The 25,977-nt window shown below is 69.8% G+C and carries 25 protein-coding genes; 17 read left to right on the top strand and 8 right to left on the bottom strand.

The features are described from left to right. Positions 1 to 2 precede the first annotated feature (2 nt). The 7 genes from hutU to H4281_RS35945 all read left to right on the top strand — a co-directional run bounded on the left by hutU (position 3) and on the right by H4281_RS35945 (position 8,273). Complete coding sequence (hutU, locus tag H4281_RS35975) at positions 3 to 1,664, top strand: urocanate hydratase (RefSeq protein WP_182895326.1); 1,662 nt, start codon at positions 3 to 5, stop codon at positions 1,662 to 1,664. Further along, entirely contained in the window at positions 1,661 to 2,857 is a 1,197-nt protein-coding gene (locus tag H4281_RS35970; protein ID WP_182895325.1) for an allantoate amidohydrolase, read from the top strand. The genes hutU and H4281_RS35970 overlap by 4 nt, the downstream gene beginning before the upstream one ends. Continuing rightward, the gene (locus H4281_RS35965) at positions 2,854 to 4,158 is read left to right on the top strand and encodes a formimidoylglutamate deiminase (RefSeq protein ID WP_182895324.1); all 1,305 of its coding nucleotides are present in this window, start codon (positions 2,854 to 2,856) and stop codon (positions 4,156 to 4,158) included. Before H4281_RS35970 ends, H4281_RS35965 begins: the two co-directional genes overlap by 4 nt. After that, on the top strand, positions 4,146 to 5,291 hold the full coding sequence (gene hutI, locus H4281_RS35960) for an imidazolonepropionase (protein ID WP_182895323.1): 1,146 nt from the start codon (positions 4,146 to 4,148) through the stop codon (positions 5,289 to 5,291). The genes H4281_RS35965 and hutI overlap by 13 nt, the downstream gene beginning before the upstream one ends. A gap of 184 nt (positions 5,292 to 5,475) precedes the next feature. After that, on the top strand, positions 5,476 to 6,669 hold the full coding sequence (locus tag H4281_RS35955; RefSeq protein ID WP_182895322.1) for an FAD-dependent oxidoreductase: 1,194 nt from the start codon (positions 5,476 to 5,478) through the stop codon (positions 6,667 to 6,669). Positions 6,670 to 6,909: 240 nt separating this feature from the next. Beyond that, positions 6,910 to 8,040, top strand: a complete 1,131-nt coding sequence (locus H4281_RS35950; protein ID WP_182895321.1) for an inorganic phosphate transporter — start codon at positions 6,910 to 6,912, stop codon at positions 8,038 to 8,040. An 11-nt stretch (positions 8,041 to 8,051) separates the two neighbouring features. Continuing rightward, positions 8,052 to 8,273, top strand: a complete 222-nt coding sequence (locus H4281_RS35945) for a hypothetical protein (RefSeq protein ID WP_182895320.1) — start codon at positions 8,052 to 8,054, stop codon at positions 8,271 to 8,273. Here H4281_RS35945 and H4281_RS35940 read toward each other — a convergent pair. Both H4281_RS35940 and H4281_RS35935 read right to left on the bottom strand, forming a co-directional pair. Next, the gene (locus H4281_RS35940) at positions 8,270 to 8,998 is read right to left on the bottom strand and encodes a hypothetical protein (protein ID WP_182895319.1); all 729 of its coding nucleotides are present in this window, start codon (positions 8,996 to 8,998) and stop codon (positions 8,270 to 8,272) included. The two genes, H4281_RS35945 and H4281_RS35940, sit on opposite strands and share 4 nt — an antisense overlap. Continuing rightward, a complete protein-coding gene (locus tag H4281_RS35935; RefSeq protein WP_182895318.1) occupies positions 8,995 to 9,204 on the bottom strand; it encodes a hypothetical protein in 210 nt (69 codons plus the stop codon). The genes H4281_RS35940 and H4281_RS35935 overlap by 4 nt, the downstream gene beginning before the upstream one ends. An 81-nt stretch (positions 9,205 to 9,285) precedes the next feature. On the opposite strand from H4281_RS35935, the gene H4281_RS35930 reads away from it, so the two are divergent. Next, positions 9,286 to 10,833, top strand: coding sequence for a sensor histidine kinase (locus H4281_RS35930; RefSeq protein WP_182895317.1), 1,548 nt, complete (start codon positions 9,286 to 9,288; stop codon positions 10,831 to 10,833). Further along, positions 10,830 to 11,477 carry a response regulator gene (locus H4281_RS35925; RefSeq protein WP_182895316.1) on the top strand — a complete coding sequence of 216 codons (648 nt, stop codon included), beginning with the start codon at positions 10,830 to 10,832 and terminating at the stop codon, positions 11,475 to 11,477. Before H4281_RS35930 ends, H4281_RS35925 begins: the two co-directional genes overlap by 4 nt. On the opposite strand, the gene H4281_RS35920 is transcribed toward H4281_RS35925, so the two are convergent. Further along, entirely contained in the window at positions 11,449 to 12,588 is a 1,140-nt protein-coding gene (locus H4281_RS35920; RefSeq protein WP_182895315.1) for an FAD-dependent monooxygenase, read from the bottom strand. The genes H4281_RS35925 and H4281_RS35920 overlap by 29 nt on opposite strands. A gap of 51 nt (positions 12,589 to 12,639) precedes the next feature. Between H4281_RS35920 and H4281_RS35915 the strand changes: the two genes are divergently transcribed. After that, positions 12,640 to 13,191, top strand: coding sequence for a TetR/AcrR family transcriptional regulator (locus H4281_RS35915; protein ID WP_237598150.1), 552 nt, complete (start codon positions 12,640 to 12,642; stop codon positions 13,189 to 13,191). Here H4281_RS35915 and H4281_RS35910 read toward each other — a convergent pair whose 3' ends face one another. The 4 genes from H4281_RS35910 to H4281_RS35895 all read right to left on the bottom strand — a co-directional run bounded on the left by H4281_RS35910 (position 13,192) and on the right by H4281_RS35895 (position 18,186). Next, entirely contained in the window at positions 13,192 to 13,950 is a 759-nt protein-coding gene (locus H4281_RS35910) for an ABC transporter permease (RefSeq protein ID WP_182895314.1), read from the bottom strand. It lies immediately after the preceding gene. Beyond that, entirely contained in the window at positions 13,947 to 14,861 is a 915-nt protein-coding gene (locus H4281_RS35905; protein WP_182895313.1) for an ATP-binding cassette domain-containing protein, read from the bottom strand. The genes H4281_RS35910 and H4281_RS35905 overlap by 4 nt, the downstream gene beginning before the upstream one ends. Before the next feature lie 77 nt (positions 14,862 to 14,938). Then, positions 14,939 to 17,359 carry an ATP-dependent helicase HrpB gene (gene hrpB, locus H4281_RS35900; RefSeq protein ID WP_182895312.1) on the bottom strand — a complete coding sequence of 807 codons (2,421 nt, stop codon included), beginning with the start codon at positions 17,357 to 17,359 and terminating at the stop codon, positions 14,939 to 14,941. Then, complete coding sequence (locus H4281_RS35895) at positions 17,356 to 18,186, bottom strand: glutamate ABC transporter substrate-binding protein (protein WP_182895311.1); 831 nt, start codon at positions 18,184 to 18,186, stop codon at positions 17,356 to 17,358. The genes hrpB and H4281_RS35895 overlap by 4 nt, the downstream gene beginning before the upstream one ends. A 98-nt stretch (positions 18,187 to 18,284) precedes the next feature. Here H4281_RS35895 and H4281_RS35890 point away from each other — a divergent pair, with 98 nt between their 5' ends. The 6 genes from H4281_RS35890 (at position 18,285) to H4281_RS35865 (ending at position 21,986) form a co-directional block, all read left to right on the top strand. Beyond that, complete coding sequence (locus H4281_RS35890) at positions 18,285 to 18,794, top strand: MauE/DoxX family redox-associated membrane protein (RefSeq protein ID WP_182895396.1); 510 nt, start codon at positions 18,285 to 18,287, stop codon at positions 18,792 to 18,794. 5 nt (positions 18,795 to 18,799) lie between these two features. Next, positions 18,800 to 19,600: a DsbA family protein gene (locus H4281_RS35885; protein ID WP_182895310.1), complete on the top strand. Its 801-nt coding sequence runs from the start codon at positions 18,800 to 18,802 to the stop codon at positions 19,598 to 19,600. A 78-nt stretch (positions 19,601 to 19,678) separates the two neighbouring features. Next, positions 19,679 to 19,993: a hypothetical protein gene (locus H4281_RS35880; protein WP_182895309.1), complete on the top strand. Its 315-nt coding sequence runs from the start codon at positions 19,679 to 19,681 to the stop codon at positions 19,991 to 19,993. Then, positions 19,990 to 21,102, top strand: a complete 1,113-nt coding sequence (locus H4281_RS35875) for a C40 family peptidase (RefSeq protein WP_182895308.1) — start codon at positions 19,990 to 19,992, stop codon at positions 21,100 to 21,102. Before H4281_RS35880 ends, H4281_RS35875 begins: the two co-directional genes overlap by 4 nt. Beyond that, entirely contained in the window at positions 21,103 to 21,483 is a 381-nt protein-coding gene (locus H4281_RS35870; RefSeq protein WP_182895307.1) for a YbaB/EbfC family DNA-binding protein, read from the top strand. 65 nt (positions 21,484 to 21,548) lie between these two features. After that, a complete protein-coding gene (locus H4281_RS35865) occupies positions 21,549 to 21,986 on the top strand; it encodes a YbaB/EbfC family nucleoid-associated protein (protein WP_220508360.1) in 438 nt (145 codons plus the stop codon). A gap of 560 nt (positions 21,987 to 22,546) precedes the next feature. Here H4281_RS35865 and H4281_RS35860 read toward each other — a convergent pair. Continuing rightward, positions 22,547 to 22,942, bottom strand: coding sequence for a PaaI family thioesterase (locus H4281_RS35860; protein WP_182895395.1), 396 nt, complete (start codon positions 22,940 to 22,942; stop codon positions 22,547 to 22,549). 107 nt (positions 22,943 to 23,049) lie between these two features. Here H4281_RS35860 and polA point away from each other — a divergent pair, with 107 nt between their 5' ends. After that, positions 23,050 to 25,788 carry a DNA polymerase I gene (gene polA, locus H4281_RS35855; RefSeq protein WP_182895305.1) on the top strand — a complete coding sequence of 913 codons (2,739 nt, stop codon included), beginning with the start codon at positions 23,050 to 23,052 and terminating at the stop codon, positions 25,786 to 25,788. The last annotated feature ends 189 nt before the right edge of the window (positions 25,789 to 25,977 follow it).

The raw sequence follows: 25,977 nt of genomic DNA, 5'->3' as shown, positions 1-25,977 counted from the left end.
GCATGACTAGCACCGCCCGTACCGTCCGCGCCGCCCGCGGCACGTCGCTGACCGCGAAGAACTGGCAGACCGAGGCCGCCCTGCGGATGTTCCACAACAACCTCGACCCCGAGGTCGCCGAACGGCCCGACGACCTGGTCGTCTACGGCGGCACCGGCCGCGCCGCGCGCAACTGGGCGAGCTTCGACGCGATCACCCGCGAGCTGACCGCGCTGGAACAGGACGAGACGCTGCTGGTCCAGTCCGGCAAGCCGGTCGGCGTGTTCCGCACGCACGAATGGGCGCCGCGGGTGCTGATCGCGAACTCGAACCTGGTAGGCGACTGGGCGACGTGGCCGGAGTTCCGCCGGCTGGAGCAGCAGGGCCTCACCATGTACGGGCAGATGACCGCCGGTTCGTGGATTTACATTGGCACGCAAGGCATTCTGCAGGGCACGTACGAGACGTTCGCCGCGGTCGCGAAGAAGCGGTTCGGCGGAACGCTGCGCGGCACGCTCACCGTCACCGCCGGGCTCGGCGGCATGGGCGGCGCGCAGCCGCTCGCGGTCACGATGAACGACGGCGTGGCGTTGTGCATCGAGGTCGACGCCCAGCGCGCGCACCGGCGCGTCGAGCACCGCTACCTCGACGAGGTGGCCGACGACCTGGACGACGCGATCCGGCGGGTCACCGCGGCGAAGAAGGAGCGGCGTCCGCTGTCGGTAGGCGTGGTCGGCAACGCCGCCGAGGTGCTGCCGGAGCTGTTGCGCCGCGACGTCGAGGTGGACATCGTCACCGACCAGACGTCGGCGCACGATCCGCTGTCCTACCTGCCCAAGGGCATCAGCGTGGACGACTGGCAGGACTACGCGGCGAAGAAACCGGACGAGTTCACCGACCGGGCGCGCGAGTCGATGGCTGACCACGTCGACGCGATGCTCGGGTTCCTCGACCGCGGCGCCGAGGTCTTCGACTACGGCAACTCCCTGCGCGGCGAGGCGAAACTCGGCGGTTGCGAGCGCGCGTTCGACTTCCCCGGCTTCGTGCCCGCCTACATCCGGCCGTTGTTCTGCGAGGGCAACGGTCCGTTCCGCTGGGCCGCGCTGTCCGGCGACCCCGACGACATCGCCGCGACCGACCGCGCGATGCTCGAGCTGTTCCCGGAGAACGAATCGCTGGCCCGCTGGATCAAGATGGCCGGCGAGCGCGTCGCCTTCCAGGGCCTGCCCGCGCGGATCTGCTGGCTCGGCTACGGCGAACGGCACCTGGCCGGCCTTCGCTTCAACGAGATGGTCGCCAGCGGCGAGCTGAAGGCCCCGGTCGTGATCGGCCGCGACCACCTCGACTCGGGCAGCGTCGCCTCGCCGTACCGCGAGACCGAGGGCATGGCCGACGGCTCGGACGCGATCGCCGACTGGCCGCTGCTCAACGCACTGGTCAACACCTCGTCCGGGGCGAGCTGGGTGTCCATCCACCACGGCGGCGGGGTCGGCATGGGCCGGTCCATCCACGCCGGGCAGGTGAGCGTCGCGGACGGCACGCCGCTGGCGGCGCAGAAGCTGGAGCGGGTGCTCACGAACGACCCGGGCATGGGCGTCATCCGGCACGTCGACGCCGGATACGACCGCGCGGCCGAGGTCGCCGACGAGCGCGGTGTGCGGGTGCCGATGAGGGAGCAGGCGTGACCGCATCCGGGCTGCTCGGCGAGATCGCCGACGTCGGGCGCGATGCCCGGCGCGGCGGTTACTCACGGCACGCGTTCGATGCGCCGGAGCACGACCTGCGCACGTGGTTCGTCGAACGGGCGCAGCAACTGGGCCTTGACGTCGAGACCGATCGCAACGGCAACCTGTGGGCGTGGTGGGGTGCTCCCGGCGCGGACGCGGTCGTCACCGGCAGCCACCTGGACTCGGTGCCGGGCGGCGGCGCGTTCGACGGGCCGCTTGGCGTCGTAAGCGCGCTGGCGGCGGTGGAAGCCTTGCAGGCCAAGGAATTCCGTCCGGCCAAGCCGTTCGCGGTGGTGGTCTTCGCCGAGGAGGAGGGCGGGCGTTTCGGCGTGCCGTGTCTCGGTTCGCGGCTGCTCACCGGGACGATTGACGCGGACCGGGCGCGGGCGCTGCGGGATCCGTCCGGCGTCACGTTCGCCGAGGCCGCGGCGAAGTCCGGGCTGGACGTGGACCGCGTCGGCGCGGATCCGGACCGGCTCGGGCTGATCGGGCGATTCCTGGAACTGCACGTCGAACAGGGCAGGGGGCTGATCGACCTTGGGTCGCCGGTGGCGGTCGGCAACACGGTGATCGCGCACGGGCGGTGGCGATTCTCCTTTGCCGGGCAGGGAAACCACGCGGGTGCGACGTTGCTCGCGGACCGGGTCGATCCGATGCTGCCCGCCGCCGAGACCGTGGTCGCGGTGCGGCGGCTGGCGCGGAAGACGCCGGACGCGCGGGCGACCGTGGGTCGGCTGGTGCCCACGCCGGGCGGGACGAACGTGATCGCGTCCACTGTGGACCTGTGGCTGGACGCGCGCGTGCCGGGTGCTTCGACTCCTGCGCTGGTCGAGGAGATCACTCAAGCAGCGCGGGCCGCGGCCGAGGCGGAAGGGTGCGAGCTGGCGGTCACGCGCGAGTCGTACTCCGACGACGTGGTGTTCGACGAGTCGCTGCGGCGGTCGCTGGGGGAGTGGCTGGGCACTCCGCCCGAGTTGCCCACGGGTGCCGGACATGACGCGGCGATCCTGTCGGGATTCGTGCCGTCCGGGATGCTCTACGTCCGCAATCCGACCGGGATCAGCCACGCGCCGGAGGAATTCGCTGAGGCGGACGACGTCGAGGCCGGCGCTCGGGCGCTGGCCGAGGTGCTGGAGCGGCTCGCGAGATGACCACGTACTGGTGCGAACGGGCCTGGCTGCCCGACGGGATCGCGGAAGCGGTCCGGCTCGAGATCGCGGACGGCCGGATCGTTTCGGTGACCGCTGACACGGACACCACCGGGACTGTCCTTAACGGACTGACACTTCCCGGCTTCGCCAACGGGCATTCGCATGCGTTCCACCGCGCGCTGCGGGGCCGGACGCACCACGAGCGGGGCACGTTCTGGACGTGGCGGGAGCGGATGTACTCGCTCGCCGCCCGGCTCGATCCGGATGCGTACTACCGGCTCGCTCGGGGCGTCTACGCGGAGATGGTGCTGGCGGGGTACACGAGCGTCGCCGAGTTCCACTATCTGCACCACGGCCCGGGCGGCAAGCCGTACGCGTCGCCTAACGCGATGGGCGACGCGTTGCGACAGGCCGCGCGGGACGCCGGAATCCGGATGACCCTGCTCGACACCTGCTACCTCGCGGGCGGGATCGGCGTGCCGCCGGACGAGGTGCAGCAGCGGTTTTCGGACGGTTCCGCCGAGAAATGGGCGGAACGCGTCGCGTTGTTGAAGGAAGACGACCTGTTCCGTGTCGGCGGGGCGATCCACTCGGTGCGTGCGGTGCCGGAGTACGAGCTGCCGAAGGTGGACAACGCGGTGCCGAAGGACCGGCCACTGCACATCCACCTGTCCGAGCAGCGCGCGGAGAACGAGCAATGCGAGGCCGCGTACCGCTGGACGCCGACCGGGTTGCTCTGGGATTACGGCGTGCTCGGCGAGCGGCTCACCGCGGTGCATGCGACGCACTTGACCGAGCAGGACATCAAGTGGCTGGGCGATTCCCGGAGCGGCGCGTGCTTCTGCCCGACCACCGAGCGGGACCTCGGGGACGGCATCGGCCCGGCCCGGAGCCTGCTCGACGCGGGCGCGCGGCTCGGCATCGGGAGCGACAGCAACGCGGTGGTCGACGCGTTCGAGGAGACCCGGGCGCTGGAACTGGACGATCGGCTCGCCAGCGAGGAACGCGGCAGGTTCACCGCGGAAGAACTGCTCTCCGCTGGGACCGAGCACATTTCCGCAGGTTGGCCGGAGACCGGCACGCTCGCGCCCGGTGCCGGGGCGGACCTGGTCACGGTCGCGACGGACACGGTGCGCACGGCCGGGATCGAACCGTCCGGCGTGCTGTTCGCCGCCGCGGCCGCGGACGTCCGTACCGTGGTGGTGGCCGGGCGGGAAGTGGTGCGCGACGGTGCGCACATGCTGATCGAACGACCGGAAACCTTACTGGCCAAGGAGATCGAGGCGCTGTGGCAGTACTGATCACCGGAATCGGCGAGCTCACCACGAACGACCCGGAGCTGGGCAAGCTTCGCGACGCCGCGCTGGTGCTCGACGGCGAGACCGTCGTGTGGGCGGGTCCGGCCGCGCAGGCTCCGGACGCCGACGAGCGCGTTGACGTCGAGGGCCGCGCCGTGCTGCCCGGGTGGGTCGACAGCCACACCCACCTCGTGTTCGCGGGCGACCGCACCGCCGAGTTCGAGGCGCGGATGGCCGGACAGGCTTATGCGGCAGGCGGAATCGCGGTCACCGTCGGTGCGACGCGGGCGGCTTCGGACGAGCAGCTGGCGGCGAACCTGCGTCGACATGTCGAGGAAGCGGCTGCGCAGGGCACGACCTGTCTGGAGACGAAGACCGGGTACGGCCTCAATGTCGTTGACGAGACTCGGTCGGCGCGAATCGCTGGCGAGGTCGCGGACGAGGTGACCTTCCTCGGAGCGCACCTCGTGCCGCCGGGTGCCGACGCGGAATCCTATGTGGACCTGGTCTGCGGCGAGATGCTGGACGCCGTCGCACCGCACGTGCGCTGGGCCGATGTGTTCTGCGAGACCGGTGCGTTCGACGAGGCACAGTCGGCGCGCGTGCTCAAAGCGGCGGCGGAGCGCGGGCTTGGGCTGCGGGTGCACGGCAATCAGCTCGGCGAGGGTCCGGGCGTGCGGCTGGCGGTGGAGCTGGACGCGGCGAGCGTGGACCACTGCACGTACCTGAGCGATGCCGACGTCGAGGCGCTCGCGTCGTCCAACACGGTCGCGACAGCGTTGCCCGCGTGCGATTTGTCCACGAGGCAATCGCTCGCTCCGGCACGGCGGCTGCTCGACGCCGGCGCGACGGTCGCGTTGGCGAGCAACGCGAACCCGGGCAGTTCGTACACCACGTCGATGGCGTTCTGCGTGACGACGGCCGTGCTGCAGATGCGGATGACCGTGGACGAGGCCGTGTGGTCGGCAACGGCCGGCGGTGCGCGGGCGCTGCGCCGGGACGACGTCGGGTATTTGCGGCCGGGCGCGCGGGCCGATGTGCATGTACTCGACGCGCCGTCCACCACGCATCTCGCTTATCGGCCCGGGGTCCCGTTGACCCACGCGGTGTGGCGGAAAGGGGCAAAGCTCCGTTGATCAGGTGGCGACGGCGTCCGCGGCTGCGCTAACGTGAAAGGGAACAGGACGCGCGAAAGACCATTGTCCGGTATGGGTTAGGCCGGACGACCCATTTGCTCTGTTTCCGAGCGCCCGGCTTGCGCGGGCCGAGCCCAGTGCGTCCCTCTCGAACCAGAACGTTGGTACGGAAGGGACTTCGCTGATGGCGAATGACGTGAACGACACCGTGCTCGTGATCGGGGCCGGGCTCGGCGGGCTGTGCCTCGCGCAAGGACTGCGCAAAGCCGGGATCCCGTGCGAGGTCTACGAACGCGATTCCGCGCTGGACGCGCGCAGGCAGGGTTATCGGCTGCACATCGATTCCCGCGGTGACCAGGCGCTGCGGCAAGTCCTGCCGCCGCACCTGCACGAGCTGTTCCTGGCCACCTCGGGACAGCCGCGCAACGCCACCACGATCTACGACAGCCAGTTGGTGCCGCGCACCGAGTTCGTGCTGGACGACGGCGAGACCCAGCGCAACGTCAACCGGTTCACGCTGCGGCAGATTCTGTTCGAGGGCCTCGGCAACGTCCGCTTCGGCAAAGAGTTCGTCCGGTACGAAAAGCACGAGAACGGCGTGGTCGCGCACTTCGCTGACGGAACTCAGGCGCGCGGCGCGGTTCTTGTCGGCGCGGACGGGGTCAATTCGCCGGTGCGTCGCCAATATCTCCCGCACGCACAGGTCGTCGACACCGGATTGCGTCAGCTGTACGCGAAGATCCCGCTCACCGAGGAGACCCGGAAGCTGTTCGACCCGGAGATGTTCGCCGTGTTCAGCATCGTTTCCGGGCCGCGCAAGCAGATGATCGGCTTCGCGCCGGTCGACTATCCGGAGCCGATCGCCGACGCGTGTGCGCGGCTCGCGCCCGAGGTTCGCCTCAACCCCGACGAGCCGTACATGACCTGCGCTTTCGGCGCGCGCCAGGAAGTCTTCGGGCGGACCGACGACGAACTCCGCGCGCTGTCCGGGGACGAGATGCAGAAGCTCGTGCTCGACCGCGTCGCGGACTGGAACCCGCGCGTGCGCCGGATGGTCGAAAGCTGGCTCCCGGACTCGCCGTTCCTCGTTTCGATCCGGACCAGCGTGCCGATCGGGCCGTGGGAATCGTCGCGGGTGTGCCTGGTCGGCGACGCGATCCACGCGATGAGCCCGGCCGCCGGGGCCGGAGCGAACACCGCGATGCGCGACGGGGCCGCGCTCGCCGCCGCGTTGAGCAGCGGCACGCCGGACGCGATCGGGGAATACGAGGCGGAAATGCGCCGGTACGGTTTCGCCGCGGTCCGCGAGTCCGCCGCGAACGGGGCGCGGCATCTAGGGCAGAACCCTCTGCCGGAAATGTCTAACACGTCCGTTTAATGCCATTTTCAGAAGGGCGCGGGGGCAGAGTTCCTGCCCCCGCGCCCGACCCTGCGCGCGGTCCGGAAGCGCCCGGGTGACGCTGTAAAAGGACCAGCAGGTGAACGGCGGAAAACCGGCGGCACCGGCAAGATCTCGTTCATTCAGAGTTCAACTACTGGCCACTCGCTGAGGGATCTGGAGACCCCGCCCGCGTCGGTACCGTCACTCCCGCAGGACACTCCGAACTGGAGAGCGGGCATGGACTTTTCTCTCATCGTCCTGGTGGTGATCGTCGCGGCGCTGGCTTTCGACTTCACCAACGGGTTCCACGACACGGCCAACGCGATGGCCACTTCGATCGCCACCGGTGCGCTGAAGCCCCGGGTCGCGGTCGCGATCTCGGCGGTGCTGAATCTCGTCGGCGCGTTCCTTTCGATCGAGGTCGCGAAAACCATTTCCGGCGGAATCGTCGACGACACCAAGGTCACGCCGGTGGTGATTTTCGCCGGATTGGTCGGGGCCATCGTCTGGAATCTCGTGACGTGGCTGGTCGGGCTGCCGTCGAGTTCTTCGCACGCGTTGTTCGGGGGGCTGATCGGGGCGACCTGGATCGCGTCCGGCGCCGACGCCGTGCACTTCGCGAAGGTCGTCGAGAAGGTGCTGATCCCGGCGATCGCGTCGCCGGTGGTGGCGGGCGTCGTCGCGATCGCCGGCACGTTCCTCGTCTACCGGATCACCGCCAAGGCGCGCCAGGACGTCGTCGGCAAGGGTTTCAAGACCGGCCAGGTGCTTTCGGCGAGCCTGGTCTCGCTCGCGCACGGCACCAACGACGCGCAGAAGACGATGGGCGTCATCACGCTCGCGCTGATCGCGGGCGGTTCGCTCGCGCCGGGGTCGAACCCGCCGGTGTGGGTCATCCTCGCCTCCGGCGCGGCGATCGCGCTCGGCACCTACTTCGGCGGCTGGCGGATCATCCAGACGATGGGCAAGAAGCTCACCGAAATCCAGACGCCGCAAGGGTTCGCCGCCGAGACGAGTTCCGCGGCGGTCATCCTCGCCTCGTCTCACCTCGGCTTCGCGCTGTCCACCACGCACGTCACCTCGGGCGGCATCATCGGCTCCGGGCTCGGCCGGAAACTCGCCGAGGTCCGCTGGGGCGTCGCGGGCAAGATGGTGATCGCCTGGGCGCTCACGCTGCCCGCCGCCGCGATCGTCGGGGCCATCGCCGCCGCGGTCTCCACGCGCGGCAGCTGGGGAACGGTCCTCGTCGGCGGTGTCGGAGTGCTGCTCGCGCTGGGCATCTGGCTCGCGTCGCGGCGCAACCCGGTCACGCCGGCCACCGTCAACAACGAGCCGGAGGCCGCCGAGGCCGCCCCGGTCGCGGCCTGAGGGAGCACGACATGGCGATCAACTGGGGTGCCCTCGGCATCGTTTTCGTGGTGGCGCTGGCGGCGGTCGTGGTGCTGACCGGGCTGTTCGCGTACGGGGTGCGCGGGTTGTCGGAGCGCGTGACGGCGCGGGCGCACGGTGGCAGCGGCACGGTTCAACTGACCGGCGCGGTGGTGTGTTTCGCGATCTGCGCCGCGGTGATCGGGTACGGGATCTACCTGATCGTGGCCTAAGCGAGCGCCGCCTCCGCGCGGGTTCGCAGTTCTTCCGGAAGCTCGTCGAGCAACGGCCGCACCGTCGCTCGGCGGGCTTCGTTCAGGTGGGCCAGCACATCCAGCGCCGGTGCCCACAGCGACTCGTCCGCCGCGGCCGTGCGGACCAGTGCGGGCAGGCGGTCGTCGCCGAGCAGGCCGAGGACGTGGTCGATCCGGCTCCGGTCGTCCAGCACGTACGCGGTGTGCAGGAGACCGGCGTCGTCCAGCAGGCCGATGCAGCGGCGGACCGTGTCGTCCGGCAGATGGCCGACGAATCGGCCCAGCGTGATCCAGTCTTCGCGGCGGGTCAGTTCCTCGGCGACCGCCACGACGGTAGCTACCGGGATCCGGGTGATGATGGACGTCGCGCGCCGCGGATCCAGTTCCGCCGCGACCGAGGCGAGGAACTTCGGCGACAGCCGCTTCGCGACGTCGACGCCGCGCGACACGTCGACCAGCCCGGCGATCCGCGCGCACAGCAGCGGGCCGAACACCTTTTCCGCGATCTTCGCGGTCACCCCGGCCGGGAGCAGCCTGCTCGCCAGCGCCATCCGCTCCAGCACGACGAGGTTCGCGTCGAACAGCGTCGTCGTCATCTGCTCGCGCAGCAGCCGCACCTCGCCCTGGTCGACGTCGGCGAGGTAGCCGAGCCGGGCGGGGTCGACGTCCAGCACCCGCGCGAGTTTCAGGATTTCCGGGTTCACAGGCCGACCGCTTTCCGCACCGCGCCGCGCAGCAGGGCGGGCACGTACTTGAGGCTTTCCTCACCCGCGCGGGCGAGCGCCTGCGCTTGCCGGTGCCGGGCGTCCCGCAATGCCGAGGACAAATCCTGTTTGTGCTGCTCAGGCAGGGATTCGATGCCGTCCGGCAGCGGGGAGCCGAGCTGTTCGGCCAGGGTGCGTTCAGCCATGGTGACCCATCATGCCTCACGATCTCGACCTTGACTTTCGGCAGTGGTGACGAATCGGGCGGCCCTTGTAGCGTCAGCGGAATGAAGGAGGCGACGCGAGTCCGCTGGCGCGTGACGTTCGACGTGCTGCTCTGGGCCGCGTTGTGCGGGTTCGTCATGCTCGACGGCCCGCTCGACCCGAACGTCTGGGAACTCGTCTACGGCCTGGTGTCGGTCACCTTGGCGATGGCCACCGCCCGCGTCTACCCGGCGTTCGCGCTGGCAGTGGCGATGTCGACGGCGCTCGTCATCGCGTTCGGCTGGGGCGGGCGGGTGGCGGTGTGGGAGTTCTTCCTGATCGTCGTGATCTCGTACCTGGCCGGTCTGCGGCTGGCCAGGGCGCGTGTGGCGATGATCTGCTTCTTCGCCATCGCGGTGGCCGGGATCCCGCTGGCTTTCCTGCCGAAGGCGGGCTTCGACGCGTGGGGCGCGGTGCTCGGCACGCTCGCGTTCGCCGGGGTCGCGCCGTGTTTGCTCGGCAGGCACGTGCGGCTGCGGCGCGAGCTCGCGCAGGACGGGTGGCGGCGCGCGGAGGAGATGGAGAGCAGGCACCGGCTGGTCGCGCAGGAAGCCCGGCTGCGGGAGCGGGCCCGGATCGCCAGCGACATGCACGATTCGCTCGGCCACGAGCTGAGCCTGATCGCGGTGCGCGCGGCGGCTTTGGAGGTCGACAGCGAGCTTGGCGAAGAGCAGCGCGAGGCCGCTGGACAACTCCGGGCGGGCGCGGCGACGGCGACGGAACGGCTGCGCGAGATCATCGGCGTGCTGCGCGAGGACGCCGCGCCGATCGAGCCGGTGCAGGGCGATCTGGGGGAATTGATCGACCGCGCGCGGGCGTCCGGGATCGAGATCGGCGCGCGGATCGACAAGCTGGACGGCGCACCGCCGATGGTCGCGCGGGCGGTCTATCGCGTGGTGCAAGAGGCGCTCACGAACGCGGCGAAGTACGCGCCCGGCGCGGCCGTCACGGTAGTGGTGACCAGCACTGATGAGTCGACTGACGTCCGGGTCCGGAACGCGCCGCCGCCTGCCGGACCGCTGCCCGGCCGGTCTGGGCAGCGGGGGCTGATCGGCCTGCACGAGCGGGTGCGGCTGGTCGGCGGGAGCCTGACGGCGGGCCCGGCGGACGGCGGGTTCGAGGTGGCGGCCAGCCTGCCGCACGATTCGGCGCCCGTGCCGGAGCAGGACGACGACGGGATCGGGCAGGCGGCGCGCGAGCTGGAACGTGCCCGTCGCGCCGTCCGGTCGAGCCTGGTGCAGGCGATCGTGGTGCCGCTGGCGCTGTTCGGAGTGGTCGTCGGCGGGGCGGGCGTGACGTTCCTGGTGCAGTGGTCGTCGTCGGAACTGCCGCCGGATTCGTACGCGCGGATCCAGCTCGGCATGCCACGCTCGGCCGTCGAACCGATGCTGCCCGGCCGCCAGCGCACGACGCTGCCGTCGATCAACGTGCCGCCGCAGCCCTACCGAAGCATCTGCGAGTACTACGGAGCCGGCCGGAGCTGGCTCAACTTCAACTATGCCGTCTATCGACTGTGCTTTGTGGACGATCGAGTGGCGAGCAAGGATCTTTACAGTGAGGACGAACCGTGATCCGCGTACTGCTGGCCGACGACGAAGCGATGATCCGCGCCGGCGTGGCCGCGATCCTGGCCTCGGACAAGGAAATCGAGGTAGTGGCCGAGGCCGCGGACGGTCGCGAGGCGGTCGAACTGGCCCGCGCGAACCGGCCGGACGTCGCGCTGCTCGACATCCGCATGCCCGGTCTCGACGGGCTCGCCGCGGCCGAGGAGATCCGCAAGCTGCTGCCGGACACCGGCGTCCTCATGCTGACGACGTTCGGGGAGGACGAGTACATCGAACGCGCGCTAGGCCTTGGCGCGAGCGGGTTTCTGCTCAAGGCGGGCGACCCTCGTGAGCTGCTCGCCGGGGTGCACGCGGTCGCCGATGGCGCGGCGTTTCTGTCGCCGAAGGTCGCGCATCGGGTGATCACGCGCTTGTCCGGCAGCCGGTTCACCCGGGCCGCGACCGCACGCGAGCGGGTGAACGTCTTGACGAACCGCGAGCGGGAGGTGCTGGTGCTGCTGGCCGAAGGACTGTCCAATGCGGACATCGCAGCGCGGATGTTCGTGGTGGAGGGCACGGTGAAGGCGCATGTGAGCACGATCCTGACCCGGTTGGACGTGCGGAACCGGGTGCAGGCCGCGATCACGGCTTTTGAAGCGGGGCTGGTGTGAGCCTCGGCGGTTGCCAGCGGCTGATGCTGGCGCCGACTCGGGTCGTGACCGCTGCGGGCAACAGCCGGGTGAAAGTCGCTCGCAGCGCGACCGCCGCCGGGTTCCGGAGGAGCGGCCCGCTGGCACCGGCCTGGATCGACGACTTCGCGACCTTCTGCGTACGCGGGCGTCGTTCCGCGTCGTAACGGCGGAGCGCTTCGTCCACTGTGGACGCCTGGACGTGTGAAGCCAGTACCACCGCGTCCTCCAACGCCTGGCAGCCGCCTTGCCCGAGAAACGGCGGCATCGCGTGCGCGGCGTCCCCGAGGAGCGCGATGCGGCCGCGGGTGTAGCTGGGCAGCGGCGTCGCCAGGTGATGCGTGTCGTGCAGCAGGATTTCCGGGGTGGCGTCGATGAGCTGCGGAATCGGGTCGTGCCAGCGGCCGTACTTCGCGCTCAGGTAAGCGCGCACGTCGTCGTGCCGGATCCCGGCCGGGCGGGCTTCGGAGACCCACCAGTACACCTCGTCGTCCAGCAGCGGCAGGACGCCGATCTCGATTCCGGCCGCCCACGTCGTGCTCAAGGTGGGCTTGAGCGGCAGTTTGGCGATCCCGCGGAACGCCGCGCCGCCGCTGTACTCCACGCGCGCGGCCGGGAAAAGCGCCTGCCGGATCGGGCTGTTGATTCCGTCGGCCGCCACGATGAGGTCCGCCTCGATCGAGCCGGAATCGTGGTGCACCAAGCCGTTCTGCTCAACGCTGGTCACTTCGACCCCGGTCTTGAGGCAGTCGTCGGGCAGCGCGGACCGCAGCGTTTCGATCAGATTCGCCCGGTGGATCGCGCCCAGCGGCAGTCCGTGGCTGCGCACGAAGAGGTCCGCGTCCCAGCTGGCCAGCCGACGCCCGCGCCAGTCGACCAGTCCACCGCCGCGCTGCGCGGAGATTCGCGGCTCGACGCCCAGTTCAGCCAGCGCCCGCTGCGCGTTGGGCCACAACGAGATTCCCGCGCCGATGGCGGTGAACTGCGGTGCCCGTTCGAGCACCGCGACGTCCCACCCGACCCGGCGCAACCCGATCGCCGCGGCCAGTCCGCCGATGCCGCCCCCGACCACGACCGCGCTTCGCGAAGCCATGCCGACCTCCTCTACGTCTGTAGAGGACTCTACACCTGTAGTGTTCCGAGGGTGGAACGGATAGCTGTGATCGGCGACGCAGCCATCGAGGTCATCGCGGCCGAGGGCATGCGCGGGCTGACTCACCGCGCCGTCGATCGTGCGGCCGGGCTGCCCGCGGGTTCGACGTCGTACTACGCGCGCACCCGCGTCGCACTGCTGGAACTGGCCGCGGACCGGATGGTCGCGCTGGACCAGGCCGAGGTCGCCCCGCCGGAAGGGAAACTCGCGGAGTTCCTGGGCGCGATGGTATACCGCTCGATCACCGCCGGCCGCACGAGAATGCTCGCGCGTTACGAATTCGCGCTTGAATCGACCCGGCGGCCGGAGTTGCGCGCCCGATACGACGCTGGCGGCCTGGAATTGCGCCGCCGATGTGCGGAAGTGCTTGCCGCGGCCGGTTCTCCGACTCCCGAGGACCACACCCGAGTGCTCATCGGCTGGCTCGACGGATCGATCTTCGACGCACTGGCAGGCACGGGCTCCGTCAACCCGCCGGCCGAAGCCGAACTGGTTGCCGGAGCCCGTGCCGTGCTCGCCGGATTGGGATTGCCGCGGGCTTGATCAGGCGTCGCGGCGGTTCAGCAGCGCGGTCCCGGCGGCGATTCCGGCGACCGCCCAGACGAGGCAGACCAGCACGCCGACCCAAGGCCCGTACGGCGGCGGGCTGCCGAACAACGGGTTCACGTCGCCAGGCGGCACCATGGCGTTGATCCCCGCGAAGGCCGGGAAATAGTCCATCGCGCCGGGAAGCACGTACGAGGACATCAGCATCGGCAACGGCAGCAGCAGCACGATCACCACCACCAGCGTGCCCGCCGCGCTGCGCAGCACGAACGAAATCCCCAGGCACAGCACGCCGAGCAGCGCGAAATACGTCCCCATACCCAGTGCGGTGATCGCCCCTTGTGACAGCGACGTGGAACCCCCAGCCCCACGCATCAGCACCGAGGCGACCCCCATGCCGAGAGCCGCGACGACCACGCCGTAGACGAACAGCACCGGTACCAGCACCGCGGCTTTGGCTGCGGTGACCCGGGCCCGCACCGGAACCCATTGCAGCGTCGAGCGAATCGACCCGCTGGTGTACTCGCTGGTCACGAACAACGTCGCGACCGCGAGCACGCAGAACTCGACCAGGTAGATCGCGCCGCTGTTGACGATGCCGTGCGCGGTCTGCTGCCGCTCGTCCCCGACGTGCTGGGAAATCCCCGAGACGACGGAGTAAAACGCCATCAACAGCACTCCGCCGATCAGCGACAACCACGTCGCCCGCACCGACCAGAACTTGGTCCACTCCGCCGAAATCGCCAGCTTCGTCATGCCGTAACCCCGTATTCCACCGATCCGGCGGTCAGTTCCATGTACGCCTGCTCGAGCGAAGCGGTCCGCTCGGCGAGCCCGTGCAGCCGGACGCCCAGTTCGTAGGCCAGATCCCCGATCTCGGCGGCGGTCGCCTCGTCGACGAGCAGTTCGCTGCCCTCCCCGGGCAGCACCGACCGGCCGTTGCCCCGAAGCCAGTCCGCGAGTTTCGCGCGCTCCGCCGGATCCGGCACGAGGACCGCGACCGACCGGCTCGAGTTGCCCGCGATGAAGTCGCCGATCGCCGCGTCGGCGAGAATCGACCCCTTGCCGATGACCAGCAGCCGGTCCGCGGTCAGCTGCATCTCGCTCATCAGGTGGCTGGACACGAACACCGTGCGTCCTTCGGCGGCGAGCGAGCGCATCAGCTGCCGCACCCAGCGGACGCCGTCCGGGTCGAGGCCGTTGACCGGCTCGTCGAACATCAGCACGCCGGGGTCGCCGAGCAGCGCGCCGGCGATGCCGAGCCGCTGGCTCATGCCGAGCGAGAACGTCCCGGTGCGCTTGCCCGCGACGTCGCTCAGTCCGACCGTCGCGAGCACTTCCTCGACGCGGCTCGCCGCGATCCCGTTGCTGCGCGCCATCGCGAGCAGATGTTTGCCCGCACTGCGTCCGGGATGCATGGCTTTCGCATCCAGCAGCGCGCCGACTTCTCGCAGCGGAAACCGTAGTTCTGCATACGGTTTGCCGCGGATCAGCGCGTCGCCGGAGTCCGGCCGGTCGAGTCCGACGGTCATCCGCATGGTGGTGGACTTGCCCGCGCCGTTCGGGCCGAGGAACCCGGTCACCGTGCCCGTCTCGATGACCGAGGTCAGGCCGTTGACCACCGTTTTCTGGCCGTAGCGCTTCGTCAATCCGCGAAACGTGATCATAGGGCGAAGTCTGCGCCCGCGCGGGGTGCGCGGACATCAGCCGACCGTCCCGCGCCGACCCCGACTTTAGGCAGGGGTCACCGCGCCCTGCGGGTGGTGTGCCGGGTCGGTGTGGCGGTCGCGGGGTCTTCCGGCCACGGGTGTTTCGGATAGCGGCCGCGGAGGTCGGCGCGGACGGCGGCGTATCCGGTGCGCCAGAAGGATTCGAGATCGGCGGTGACCGCGGCCGGGCGACCGGCGGGCGACAGCAGGTGCAGCACCACCGGAACGCGGCCGTCGGCGAGCGACGGCGTCTCGGTCCAGCCGAAGGTCTCCTGCAGCTTCACCGCGAGTACCGGCTGGTCGCCGCGGTAGTCCACGCGGTAATGCGAACCGGACGGGACTTCGAGCCGGTCCGGGGCGAGTTCGTCGAGCCGCGCGGCCTCGGGCCAGGGGAGCAGGCCGCGCAAGGCGGTTCCGGCGTCGACGTTCGCCAGGTCGGCCCGGCGGCGAACCTTCGAGAGATCCAGCCAAGTGTCTGCCTCGGACAGCAGTGACTCGTCGTCCACGGAAGGCCACGGATCGCCCAGTACGCGGTGCAGGAAGGCCAGGCGTTCGCGGAGGCGGGTTCCGTCTTGGCTCCAGCGCAGCAAACCGAGGCCTTCGGCGCGAAGTCCGGTGACGACTGCGTCGTGGACCAGCTGCGGATCTGGTTTGGGTAAGGGCTTTTCCGACAGAACGATCGCGCCCAGGCGGCGGACGTGCCTGGCGACGACATCGCCGTCCCAACGCACTTCGTCCACTTCGGACACCAGGGTCGGCGCGGCTCGGGTCGCCAATGCTTCGTCGGCGGCCGCGGCGAGGCGGATGGTGCCGTGCACCCGGCCCGGGTCGCGGGTGGCTTCGGCGACGGCCAGCCATTCGGCGTCGCCCAAGCCGCTGCCGCTGGGCAGTTCTGCCGCGGTGCCGCCGGCCATCAGATACACCGGGGCCGATCCCGCGCGCCGCCGCGCCAAGCGTTCCGGATGGGCGAGGGCGACGACCAACGCGGCGTCCGGATTTGCTTTCGTTGGGGAATTGACCAATGCTGCCAACCGTTTCGCGCCCCGCTGCCATCGGCGGGCCGCGTCGTCGTGTGCGGAACGGAGCCGTCGCAGTTCCGCTTCGACGTCGGTCAGCGTCGCTCCGGTATCGAGCAGCGCGACCACTTCTGCCGCGGCTCGAGCACCGACGGCCTCAGCGCCGTCCAGCAACGCGCGCGCCAGCCGGGGATGCAAACCGAGGTCGGCCATCTTCTGTCCGCGCGGCGTGACCGCACCATCGGACGTGGTCGCGCCGAGCGTGACGAGAAGGCTTCGCGCGGCAGCGAGCGCGCCTTCGCCAGGCGGGTCCCACCAGTCGAGGCCGGTTCCGTCGGGGGTGGACCAGCAGGCGAGCTCCAACGCGAACCGCGCCAGTTCGGCGGTGCGGATTTCCGGCTCCGGATACGCCGGGAGCGTTGCTTGCTCGTGCTCCGGCCAGCAGCGGTACGCCCGGCCAGGCGCTTCACGGCCCGCGCGACCAGCGCGTTGTTCCGCCACCGCCGCCGAAACCCGCACCGTGGCGAGCCCGGCGAGACCGCGTCGGTGGTCAACTCGGGGGACGCGCGCGAGACCCGAGTCCACGACCGCGCGGACGCCAGGAACGGTCAGGCTCGATTCGGCGACGGCGGTCGCGAGGACTACCCGGCGACGGTCGCGGGGCCGTAATGCTTCGTCTTGCCGGACAGCGGAAAGCCGTCCGTGCAGTGGCAGCACATCCGCGTCCAGCGAACTCAACAACGCTGACGTACGCGCGATTTCCCCGGCGCCCGGGAGGAACGCGAGCACGTCGCCGTCGCCTTCGGAGAGGGCTTTCCGGACCGCTGAAGCGACCGCGGCTTCCGGACGTTCCCCACGCGCTGGAGCGCGGTAGCTCAGCTCAACCGGATACGTGCGGGCTTGTGCGGTGATCACCGGCGCGTCGTCGAGCAGTTCGGCCAGCCGTCCGGACGCGACCGTCGCCGAGGTCGCGAGCAGCCGCAGGTCGTCGCGCAATCCGGCACGGACGTCGAGGAGCAAAGCGAGCAGCAGATCGGCGTCGAGATGGCGTTCGTGGCATTCGTCCAGCAGCACCGTCGACACGTCGGCCAGTTCGGGATCGTGCTGCACCCGCCGCACAAGCAGCCCCGACGTGACCACCTCGATCCGCGTGCGCGAAGACACCTTCCGGTCGCCGCGCACGGCGTACCCGACCGTCTCGCCTACGGGTTCGCCCAGCAGAGCGGCCATCCGCCCGGCCGCGGCCCGAGCAGCCAGCCGACGCGGCTCGGCGACCACGACGCGTCCTTCGCCGCGGTTCAGCGCGAGCGGCACGAGCGTGGTCTTGCCGGTGCCGGGCGGGGCGACGAGCACCGCGGCGCCGTGGTCGTCGAGCGCGCTCAGCACGGACGGCAGCACCGCGCGGACGGGCAGGTCCGGCAGCGAGGCTAGGTCGGTCACTGCTCGGTGATCTCCGGTGGATTCGGCAACGGGTAGTTCGACGGCCCGATGTTCGTCTCCAGCGACTTCCGCCAGGCCCCGGTCGACACCATCTTCCGGATCGCGTCGTCGACCGCGTGCTGGCCCTCGGTGTCGCCCTTGCGCAGGCCGACGCCGTACCGCTCAGTGGAGAACGGGCGGCCGACCACCTTCAGCAGCTCCGGATTCTGCGCGGCGTACCCGGCGAGGATCACCGCGTCCGTGGTCACCGCGTCGACCTGGTTGGCCAGCAGCGCGGTCACGCAGTCCGGATACCGCGGGTACTCGACCAGCTTCACCATCTGCGCGAACTTGTCCTTCACCATCTGCGCCGGCGTCGAGCCGGTGACCGAGCACAGCCGTTTGCCGTTGAGGCTTTCCGGACCGGTGATGTCCGGCGAGGTGAGCCGCACCAGCAGGTCCTGGCCGGTGACGAAGTACGGGCCGGCGAAGCCCACCTGCTGTTTCCGCTTGTCGGTGATCGAATAGGTGGCCACGACCAGGTCGACCGCGCCCGAGGTCAGGTCCGTTTCGCGGCGGGCCGGGGTGGTCTCGTGCCAGGTGATGCGGTCCGGTTCGACCCCCAGTTCGCGCGCGACGAAAGTAGCGACGTCGACGTCGAAACCGGCGAGCCTTCCGTCGACGGTTCGCTGCGAAAGTCCCGGCGCGTCGAACCGGATTCCGATCGTCAGGTGGTTGCCGTCACGCGCCCGGGTGGGAAGCGGATCGTCCTTCGATACCTCCGAAGAACCGCACGATACGCAGCTGACCAGCAGAAACACGGCGGCGAGCACTGCGCGAAACCGCATCGGTGCCTCCGCTTCGCCGGTTGGCTGCTCACATAGTTCTCAGGTCAGACGGCTAGCCTAAGCGCGTGCGCCGACTGCCCCAACCTGTACTCGACACCATCGGCACGCTCGCCCGGCTCGGGCTGGCTGCCGTGTGGCTCGTGTCCGGCGGCCTGAAGATCGCCGATCCGGGACAGACGTACATCGCCGTGCAGGCCTACGACGTGCTCCCGCACGCGCTGGTGCGCCCGGTCGCCACCGGGCTGCCGCTGCTGGAGCTGGTGCTCGGGCTGCTGCTGCTCGCCGGGCTGGCCACGCGCTGGGTCGCGGGAGCCTCCCTGCTGCTGCTCGCCGTGCTCGTCGCGGGCATCGCGCAGTCGTGGGCACGCGGTCTGAGCATCGACTGCGGCTGCTTCGGCGGCGGCGGGCGCGTGGACGCCGGGCAGACCGAATACCCGCAGGAGATCCTGCGCGACACCGGCTTCGCCCTGCTCGCGGTGTGGCTGCTCGTCCGGCCGCGCACGTGGCTCTCGGTCGACGGCTGGCTCGGCTGGGGCAAGAGCGGGAAAGCCGGGAACTCGGACGAGGCCCCGGACGACTACCCCCAGAGCATCGCGGAAGGGAATTAGGAACAGTGGGTGGAGCTGCGCGCAACGCGCGGAAAAGCCGTCAGCAGGCGGCGGCCGCGAGGTCGGTCGCCCAGGCGCGGGGCTCGAAGAGCGACCGGAACAAGATCATCGCGATCGTGGTCGCCGTCGTGGTGGTCGCCGCGCTCGTGATCGGCGGCGTGCTCTGGATCAACTCGAGCAAGAACGCGACGCAGGACAGCGCGATCCAGCCGGGCACGACCTCGGCGCTCGGGCCGGGCGTGGTCGAGAAGCGCGACGGGGCTGTCGTGTCGGTCGGCAAACCGGGCGCGCCGAAGACCATGGACCTCTACGCCGACTTCCTGTGCCCGTACTGCGCCAAACTGCAGCAGGACTTCGGGCAGCGGATGGAGAAGGCGATCAACGACGGCCAGCTCACCGTGCGCTACCACATGGTGATCCTGCTCAACAAGAACTCGGACCCGCCTGGCTACTCGCTCGAATCGGCGAACGCCGCGCTCGCCGCCGCCGACCAGCAGAAGTTCACCGCGTTCCACGACGCGCTGTTCAAGAACCAGCCGCCGGAAGGCGGTCGCGGGTACGACAAGGCGCAGCTGATCAAGCTGGGCCAGGACCTCGGGATCAACGACCCGAAGTTCGCGCAGGCGATCAACGCCGGCGCGTACGACCAGCAGTTGCAGGCAGCGTTCCAGCAGATCCAGAACGACCCGAAGCTGCAGCAGGACTTCGGCAACGGCCAGGTCGGCTTCGGCACGCCGACGGTCGCGGTCGACGGCAAGGCCGTTCCGGCGCAGGGCGACTGGCTGACGAAGATTCTGGGCGGCTGACCTGATCCGGTCATTTCGCCTGTCCGGGCACAACCCGTCCGCTAACCTGGGCCGCAGGGTTCAGGGGAGGGGCGGGTTGTGTCCGGTTTTCATGTCGACGACGGCGCGTATGAGAACTACGCGAAGCAGGTCGACCCACTCGGCGACGAGGTACGTTCCGCGGCGAAAGCACACCTCGGTCCGCACGTGACGCTTTCTGGCGACGGGTTCTCCGCGATCGGGGACGAATCCGGGTTCGCCGGCGCGTACGGCGCGCGGATGCGGGCGTTGCAGGAACGGATGCACGCGCTCGGCGGCGGCTGGCACAACGTCGGCGAGGCCGCTCGGCGCACGCAGGGCAACTACGCCGCGGTGGAGCAGGAACACGGCGACGCGATGCGCAGGCTTTCGTGAACGCTCCGGTCGATCATCTGGTCCGCAACGGGCTGGACACCACGAATCAGTTCGCCGCGAAGCTGAAGCACGATCCGTCGGCGATCAACGGCGCGCGCGACGGGCATGTCGCGCTGCAGACGTCCGTCGGCCAGGCGAATCAGCACGCGGGTGCGCAACGGGTGAATCTGGCGCAGGCCAGTTCCGGGGCGACCTCGGAGCGCGCGGTCCAGACGTCGAAGGACCTGGAGAAGGAAGTCCAGGACCTTCTCGACGAGAGCGCGGAAATCGAGCGGGCGGTCGCGGAGGCGGCGGAGACGCTGCACGTCGGCGAGATCCGCAACGATCAGGTGCGGGACCAGATCCTGCGGGAGATCGCGTCCTCGATGAAGGCGCTGGCGGCGGTCAACGGGATTCAGCCGCCGGAGAGCCGGGCAGCCGCGGCTCGGCAGATTCTGCTGCAGCTGCAGACGAAAATCGGGCAGCTGACCGGGCAGGCGGCCACGTTCACCGAGGAGACGCTCGGGAAACTGACCGGACTGGGGCAGCGGCTCGGCGGATCGGAATCGACGTCCGCGAGCAGCGCTACGACGTCGGTGCCGCAGGCATTCAACAACAATGGCGCGCACGTCAGCCACGGTGGTGGCGGAGGCGGTGACAGCGGCGGCGGAGGCGGCGGCGGGTATGCCGGGAAGCCGCGGTTGCCGGTGGCCGTTCCACCGCAGCCGGGCAGCGGCGTCGGGATCAACCTGCCGGGCGGGAAAACCGTGATGGCACCGAACGAAACCGCGGCCAAGGCGGTCCGGGCGGCGTTGTCTCAGCTGGGCGTGCCGTACGTGTGGGGCGGGACCGCGCGCGGGCAAGGGCTCGACTGCAGCGGGTTGACCATGACGTCCTATCAGGACGCTGGGTTGCAATTGCCGCGCACGGCGAAGCAGCAGACGGTCGGGGCCGAGGTGCCGTCGATCGATCAGTTGCTGCCGGGGGACTTGGTGGTGTGGTCCGGACACGTCGCGATGGTGATCGGCGACGGGCAGATGGTCGAGGCCGGGGATCCGGTGCAGATCAGCAAGATCCGCACGACCAACGCCGGACAGCAGTTCATCGGGTTCTACCGGCCGACGGGGTGAGTGGTGGCTGAATTCGACATGGACCGCGCGGTGGCGCGGGTGAGGGAAGAGGCCTCCCGGACCGGGGAAGCGGCTGCCGCCCGGTTCGAACGGGCCGGGCCAGTGGTCGGGAAAGCCGCTGCTGGCGGGGTTTCCGTCGAGGTCGCGCCTGGTGGGTTGCTGACTGGGCTGACGTTGACGCGGGCTGCGTTGCGTGGCGGGTCGGAGGCTGTCGCCGCGCAGATTCTGGAGCTGTCGCGGCGGGCCGAGCGGCGGGCCGCGGATCGGATGCATCAGGTTCTGTCGCCGGTATTGGGGGCGGAAGCCGTGGCTGCGCTGGGATATACGGCGTTGACTGAGGATGATCCCGATTTTTATGACGAAGAGCCGGTGGTGTTGTGAAGACTCGGGAGCTTATTGAGCTGGCGCGGGACCGGGAGGCGGCGTTGGCTCAGGTCGCGTCGTTGATGGGGGAGGCGCGGGGGTCGGCTCATGCCTTGGATGGGTCGGTTGAGGTGACTGTGGATGCGTTGGGGGCGTTGAAGCGGTTGTGGCTTGCGCCTGCGTTGGGGTCGGCGGATCCGTCTCGGGTTTCTGCGCTTGTGCTTGAGGTGGTACGGGTGGCTATGGCTGAGGCCGAGCAGGATTGCTACAACCGGGTGGGGTTGTTGCTGGGGGAGGAGGCCGGGTTGCTCGTGGAGGCGTTGTCTGGGCGGGCGGCGCCGGCTCGTGCTTCGGACGATGATCCGGGGATGACTGTGGAGGAGTTTCAGCGGTTGCGGGGGGAGCGGTTGGGGGAGAGGCGGTTTCCGGCTCCTGCGCCTGCTGCCGAGTCCACTGTGGAGTCTGCGGTGGAGGAGGAGTGGGAGAGTTTTGATCCGGCTTCGTTGCGGTCGGATCGGTGACGGGGGCCGGATCGGTGAAGGGCCCGTCGGTTCGGTGTTTGGTGAGTTGAGCCGCTGGGTGGTCGGAGCCGTTTTGTGGAGGGCTGACGCCCCCATCGGGGGCGGTGGTTGCGTGGGGCACCCCGATTTTTGAGTGTGACTACGGCGCGGGGGTGCTTGTCAAGGCGGGAAAGATGCCTTGACAAGCACCCCCGCGCCGTGTTTTTGGCTTCGTATCGGGGGTGGGGGAGGTGTGGGCGCCTGGATGGGTTGGGTGCGTTGGCTGCGGTTTGGCGGTGGGTGTGCGCGGCTTGGGTGGCTGGTTGCGTTGGGAGTCGCGGCTGCGGTTGAGCGCCCCAATGTGGCATTGGGTGCATGTGGCGCACCGAACGCCGCATTGGGTGCGTGGGATGCACCGAATGCCGCATTGGGTGCGTGGGATGCACCGAATGCCGCATTGGGTGCGTGGGACGCACCGAACGCCGCATTGAGTGCGTCGCGGCGGTGGCGGTGGTCTGTGAAGGGCCCCTTGAGGGAATCTGATTCCCTCAAGGGGCCCTTCACAGCATCTCGCCGGAAAATCAGGCGCCTGGCGGGCGGTCCCGCACCACGCAAGTAAGGCGGGCGGTGCAGGTGCGGCGGCCTTCGTCGTCGGTGAGCACGATTTCCGACGTGATGGTGCCTCGGCCGACGTGCAGGGGGGTCGCGACGCCGGTGACAGTGCCGGAGCGGACTGCGCGGTGATGGGTGCAGGACAGCTCCAGGCCCATCGCGGCGCGTTCGGGGCCCGCGTTGAGCGCGGCCAGAACGGAGCCCAGTGCTTCGGCGACGGTGGCGTTCGCGCCGCCGTGCAGGAGGCCGTAGGGCTGGAGGTTGCCTTCGACGGGGATCGTTCCGACGACCCGCTCGGGGGTCAGCTCCACGAGCTTCAGCCCGATCTTGTCGTTCAGCTGCTGGCCCGCCGCCGCGGGGTCCATGCCCGCGAACTGGCCCGGCGTGATTTCCGCCGTCTGCTCGGTCACTCTCTGCTCCTCAACCTATGCGACACGCAAGAGTGTCAGACCCTCACCCTAGACTCGCCCCCGTGAGCCCGACCGAGAACCGAACCGTTGCCAACGCCACAGGCGCCGCCGCCGCGAAAGACCGCCCCCGGCTGCTGCTGATCGACGGCCATTCGATGGCCTACCGCGCCTTCTTCGCCCTGCCCGCGGAGAATTTCCGCACGAAGACCGGGCAGGTCACCAACGCGGTCTTCGGCTTCACCTCGATGCTCATCAACCTGCTGCGCGACGAGAAGCCGACGCACCTCGCGGTCGCCTTCGACCTCTCGCGCAAGACCTTCCGGTCGGAGACGTACGCCGACTACAAGGCCAACCGCAGCGCCACGCCGGACGAGTTCCGCGGCCAGGTCGACCTGGTCAAAGAGGTGCTCGAGGTGCTCGGCATCCCTTCGCTCACGAAGGAGAACTACGAGGCCGACGACGTCATCGCGACGCTCACCACGCAGGCGGGCGAGGACTACGACGTCCTGATCTGTACCGGCGACCGCGACGCGTTGCAGCTCGTCACCGATCGGGTGACCGTTTTGTACCCGAAGCGGGGCGTCTCCGACCTCGTGCGGTTCACGCCGGACGCGGTGGAAGAGAAGTACGGCCTCACGCCGACCCAGTACCCGGACTTCGCGGCCCTGCGCGGCGACCCGTCGGACAACCTGCCCGGCATCCCCGGGGTGGGGGAGAAGACCGCGGCCAAGTGGATCCGCCAGTTCGGCACGCTGGCCGACCTGATCGACCGGGTGGACGAGGTCAAGGGCAAGGTCGGCAACGCGCTGCGCGAGCACCTGTCGTCGGTCCAGCTCAACCGGCAGCTCACCGAACTGGTCCGCGACGTGCCGCTGGAGTCCGCGCCGGACCAGCTGGAGCTGCGTCCGTGGGACCGCGAGGCCGTGCACCGGCTCTTCGACGAGCTGGAGTTCCGCGTCCTGCGCGACCGGCTGTTCGACACCCTGAGCAGCGCCGAACCGGAGGCCGAAGAGGGCTTCGAGGTATCCGGCTCCGCGCTCGCCCCGGGTGCGCTCGGCGCGTGGCTCGAAGCGCACGCCGGTGCGGCCGAGCCGGTCGCGCTGTCGTTCCGGACCACTGGCTCGTCGGTCCGTTCCGACCTCAAGGCGGTCGCCTTCGCCACGGCTGACGGCGAGGGCGCGTACGTCGACGTCACCGCGATGGACGAGGCGGACGACCGGGCGTTGTCGGCATGGCTGGCAGACCCGAAGATCCGCAAGATCGGCCACGACACGAAGGTGCCGCTGCACGCGGTGCGCGCCCGCGGCTGGACGTTCGGCGGGCTCAGCATGGACACCGCGCTCGCCGCGTACCTCGCACGGCCGGGACAGCGCACGTTCGGGCTGGACGACCTGGCTCTGCGCTACCTGCACCGCGAGCTGCGCTCGGAGGCGGGCGACGGCGACGGTCAGCTGTCGCTGCTCGACGGCGGCGCGGACGAGCTGGAGCAGAAGGAGATTTCCGCCGAACTGGTGAAAGCCCGCGCGATCTTCGAGCTGGCCGGCGCGCTCGCCGCCGAACTGGAGGAGCTCGGCGGCGCGAAGCTGCTGGCCGAGCTGGAGCTGCCGCTGCTCGAAGTGATCACCGAACTCGAAGCGGCGGGCATCGCGGTCGACGTCGACCAGCTCACCGAGCTGGAGGCGCACTACCTCAGCCGGGTCACGCAGGCCGCGGAATCCGCGTACGAGGTGATCGGCAAGCAGATCAACCTGGGTTCGCCGAAGCAGCTGCAGGTGGTGCTGTTCGACGAGCTGGGCATGCCGAAGACCAAGCGCACCAAGACCGGCTACACCACCGACGCCGACGCGCTGCAGTCGCTGTTCGAGAAGACCGAGCACCCGTTCCTGCAGCACATGCTGGAACACCGCGACGCGACGCGGCTGCGCACCACGGTCGAGGGCCTGATCAAATCGGTCGCCGACGACGGGCGCATCCACACCACGCTGCAGCAGACGATCGCGGCCACCGGGCGGCTGTCCTCGATCGAGCCGAACCTGCAGAACATCCCGGTGCGCACCGAGGAAGGCAGGCGCATCCGCGACGCGTTCGTGGTCGGCGACGGCTACGCCGAGCTGATGACCGCGGACTACAGCCAGATCGAAATGCGGATCATGGCGCACCTGTCGAAGGACGAGGGCCTCATCGAGGCCTTCAACAGCGGCGAGGACCTGCACACGTTCGTGGCGTCGCGCGCGTTTTCCGTGCCCGCCGCGGAAATCACGCCGGAGCAGCGCTACCGCGTCAAGGCGATGTCGTACGGGCTGGCGTACGGCCTGTCGGCGTACGGCCTGTCGCAGCAGCTGAAGATCTCGACGGAAGACGCGAAAGAGCAGATGGAGGCGTACTTCTCGCGGTTCGGCGGGGTGCGCGACTACCTGCAGTCGGTCGTCGGCGAGGCCGCGAAGCGCGGGTACACCGAGACGATCTTCGGCCGCCGCCGCTACCTGCCGGACCTGAACAGCGACAACCGCCAGCGCCGCGAAATGGCCGAGCGGATGGCGCTGAACGCCCCGATCCAGGGCAGCGCGGCGGACATCATCAAGGTGGCGATGCTGAACGTGCACCGCGCCCTCGCCGAAGCGGGCGCGCGCAGCCGCGTGCTGCTCCAGGTCCACGACGAACTGGTCCTGGAAATCGCCGACGGCGAGCGTTCGGACGTCGAGAAACTGGTCCGCGAGGGCATGGGCTCGGCCGCGGAACTGGCCGTGCCGCTGGAGGTTTCGGTCGGGTACGGGCGATCGTGGAACGAGGCCGCGCACTGAGCTGAGCCGCGCCCGGGGCCGGTCGGCGACCCGCCCCGGGCACTCGGTCAGACCGGGTTCCCGATAGCGCGCGAGCCCGGTCGGCGGCGCGGGCACCCGAAGCCGGCTGCACGGGTACGAGTCGGCGGTATGCGCGGCGGGCGCGGTTGGCGGTGCGTTCGAGCGGGTGAGCACGCGTCGGCTGCGGGC

It is taken from the genome of Amycolatopsis dendrobii (assembly GCF_014145675.1).
GTDB classification, from domain to species: Bacteria; Actinomycetota; Actinomycetes; order Mycobacteriales; family Pseudonocardiaceae; genus Amycolatopsis; species Amycolatopsis dendrobii.
The sequence above is the reverse complement of the archived record's forward strand: the minus strand, read 5'-3'. Positions and strand labels throughout refer to the sequence as shown.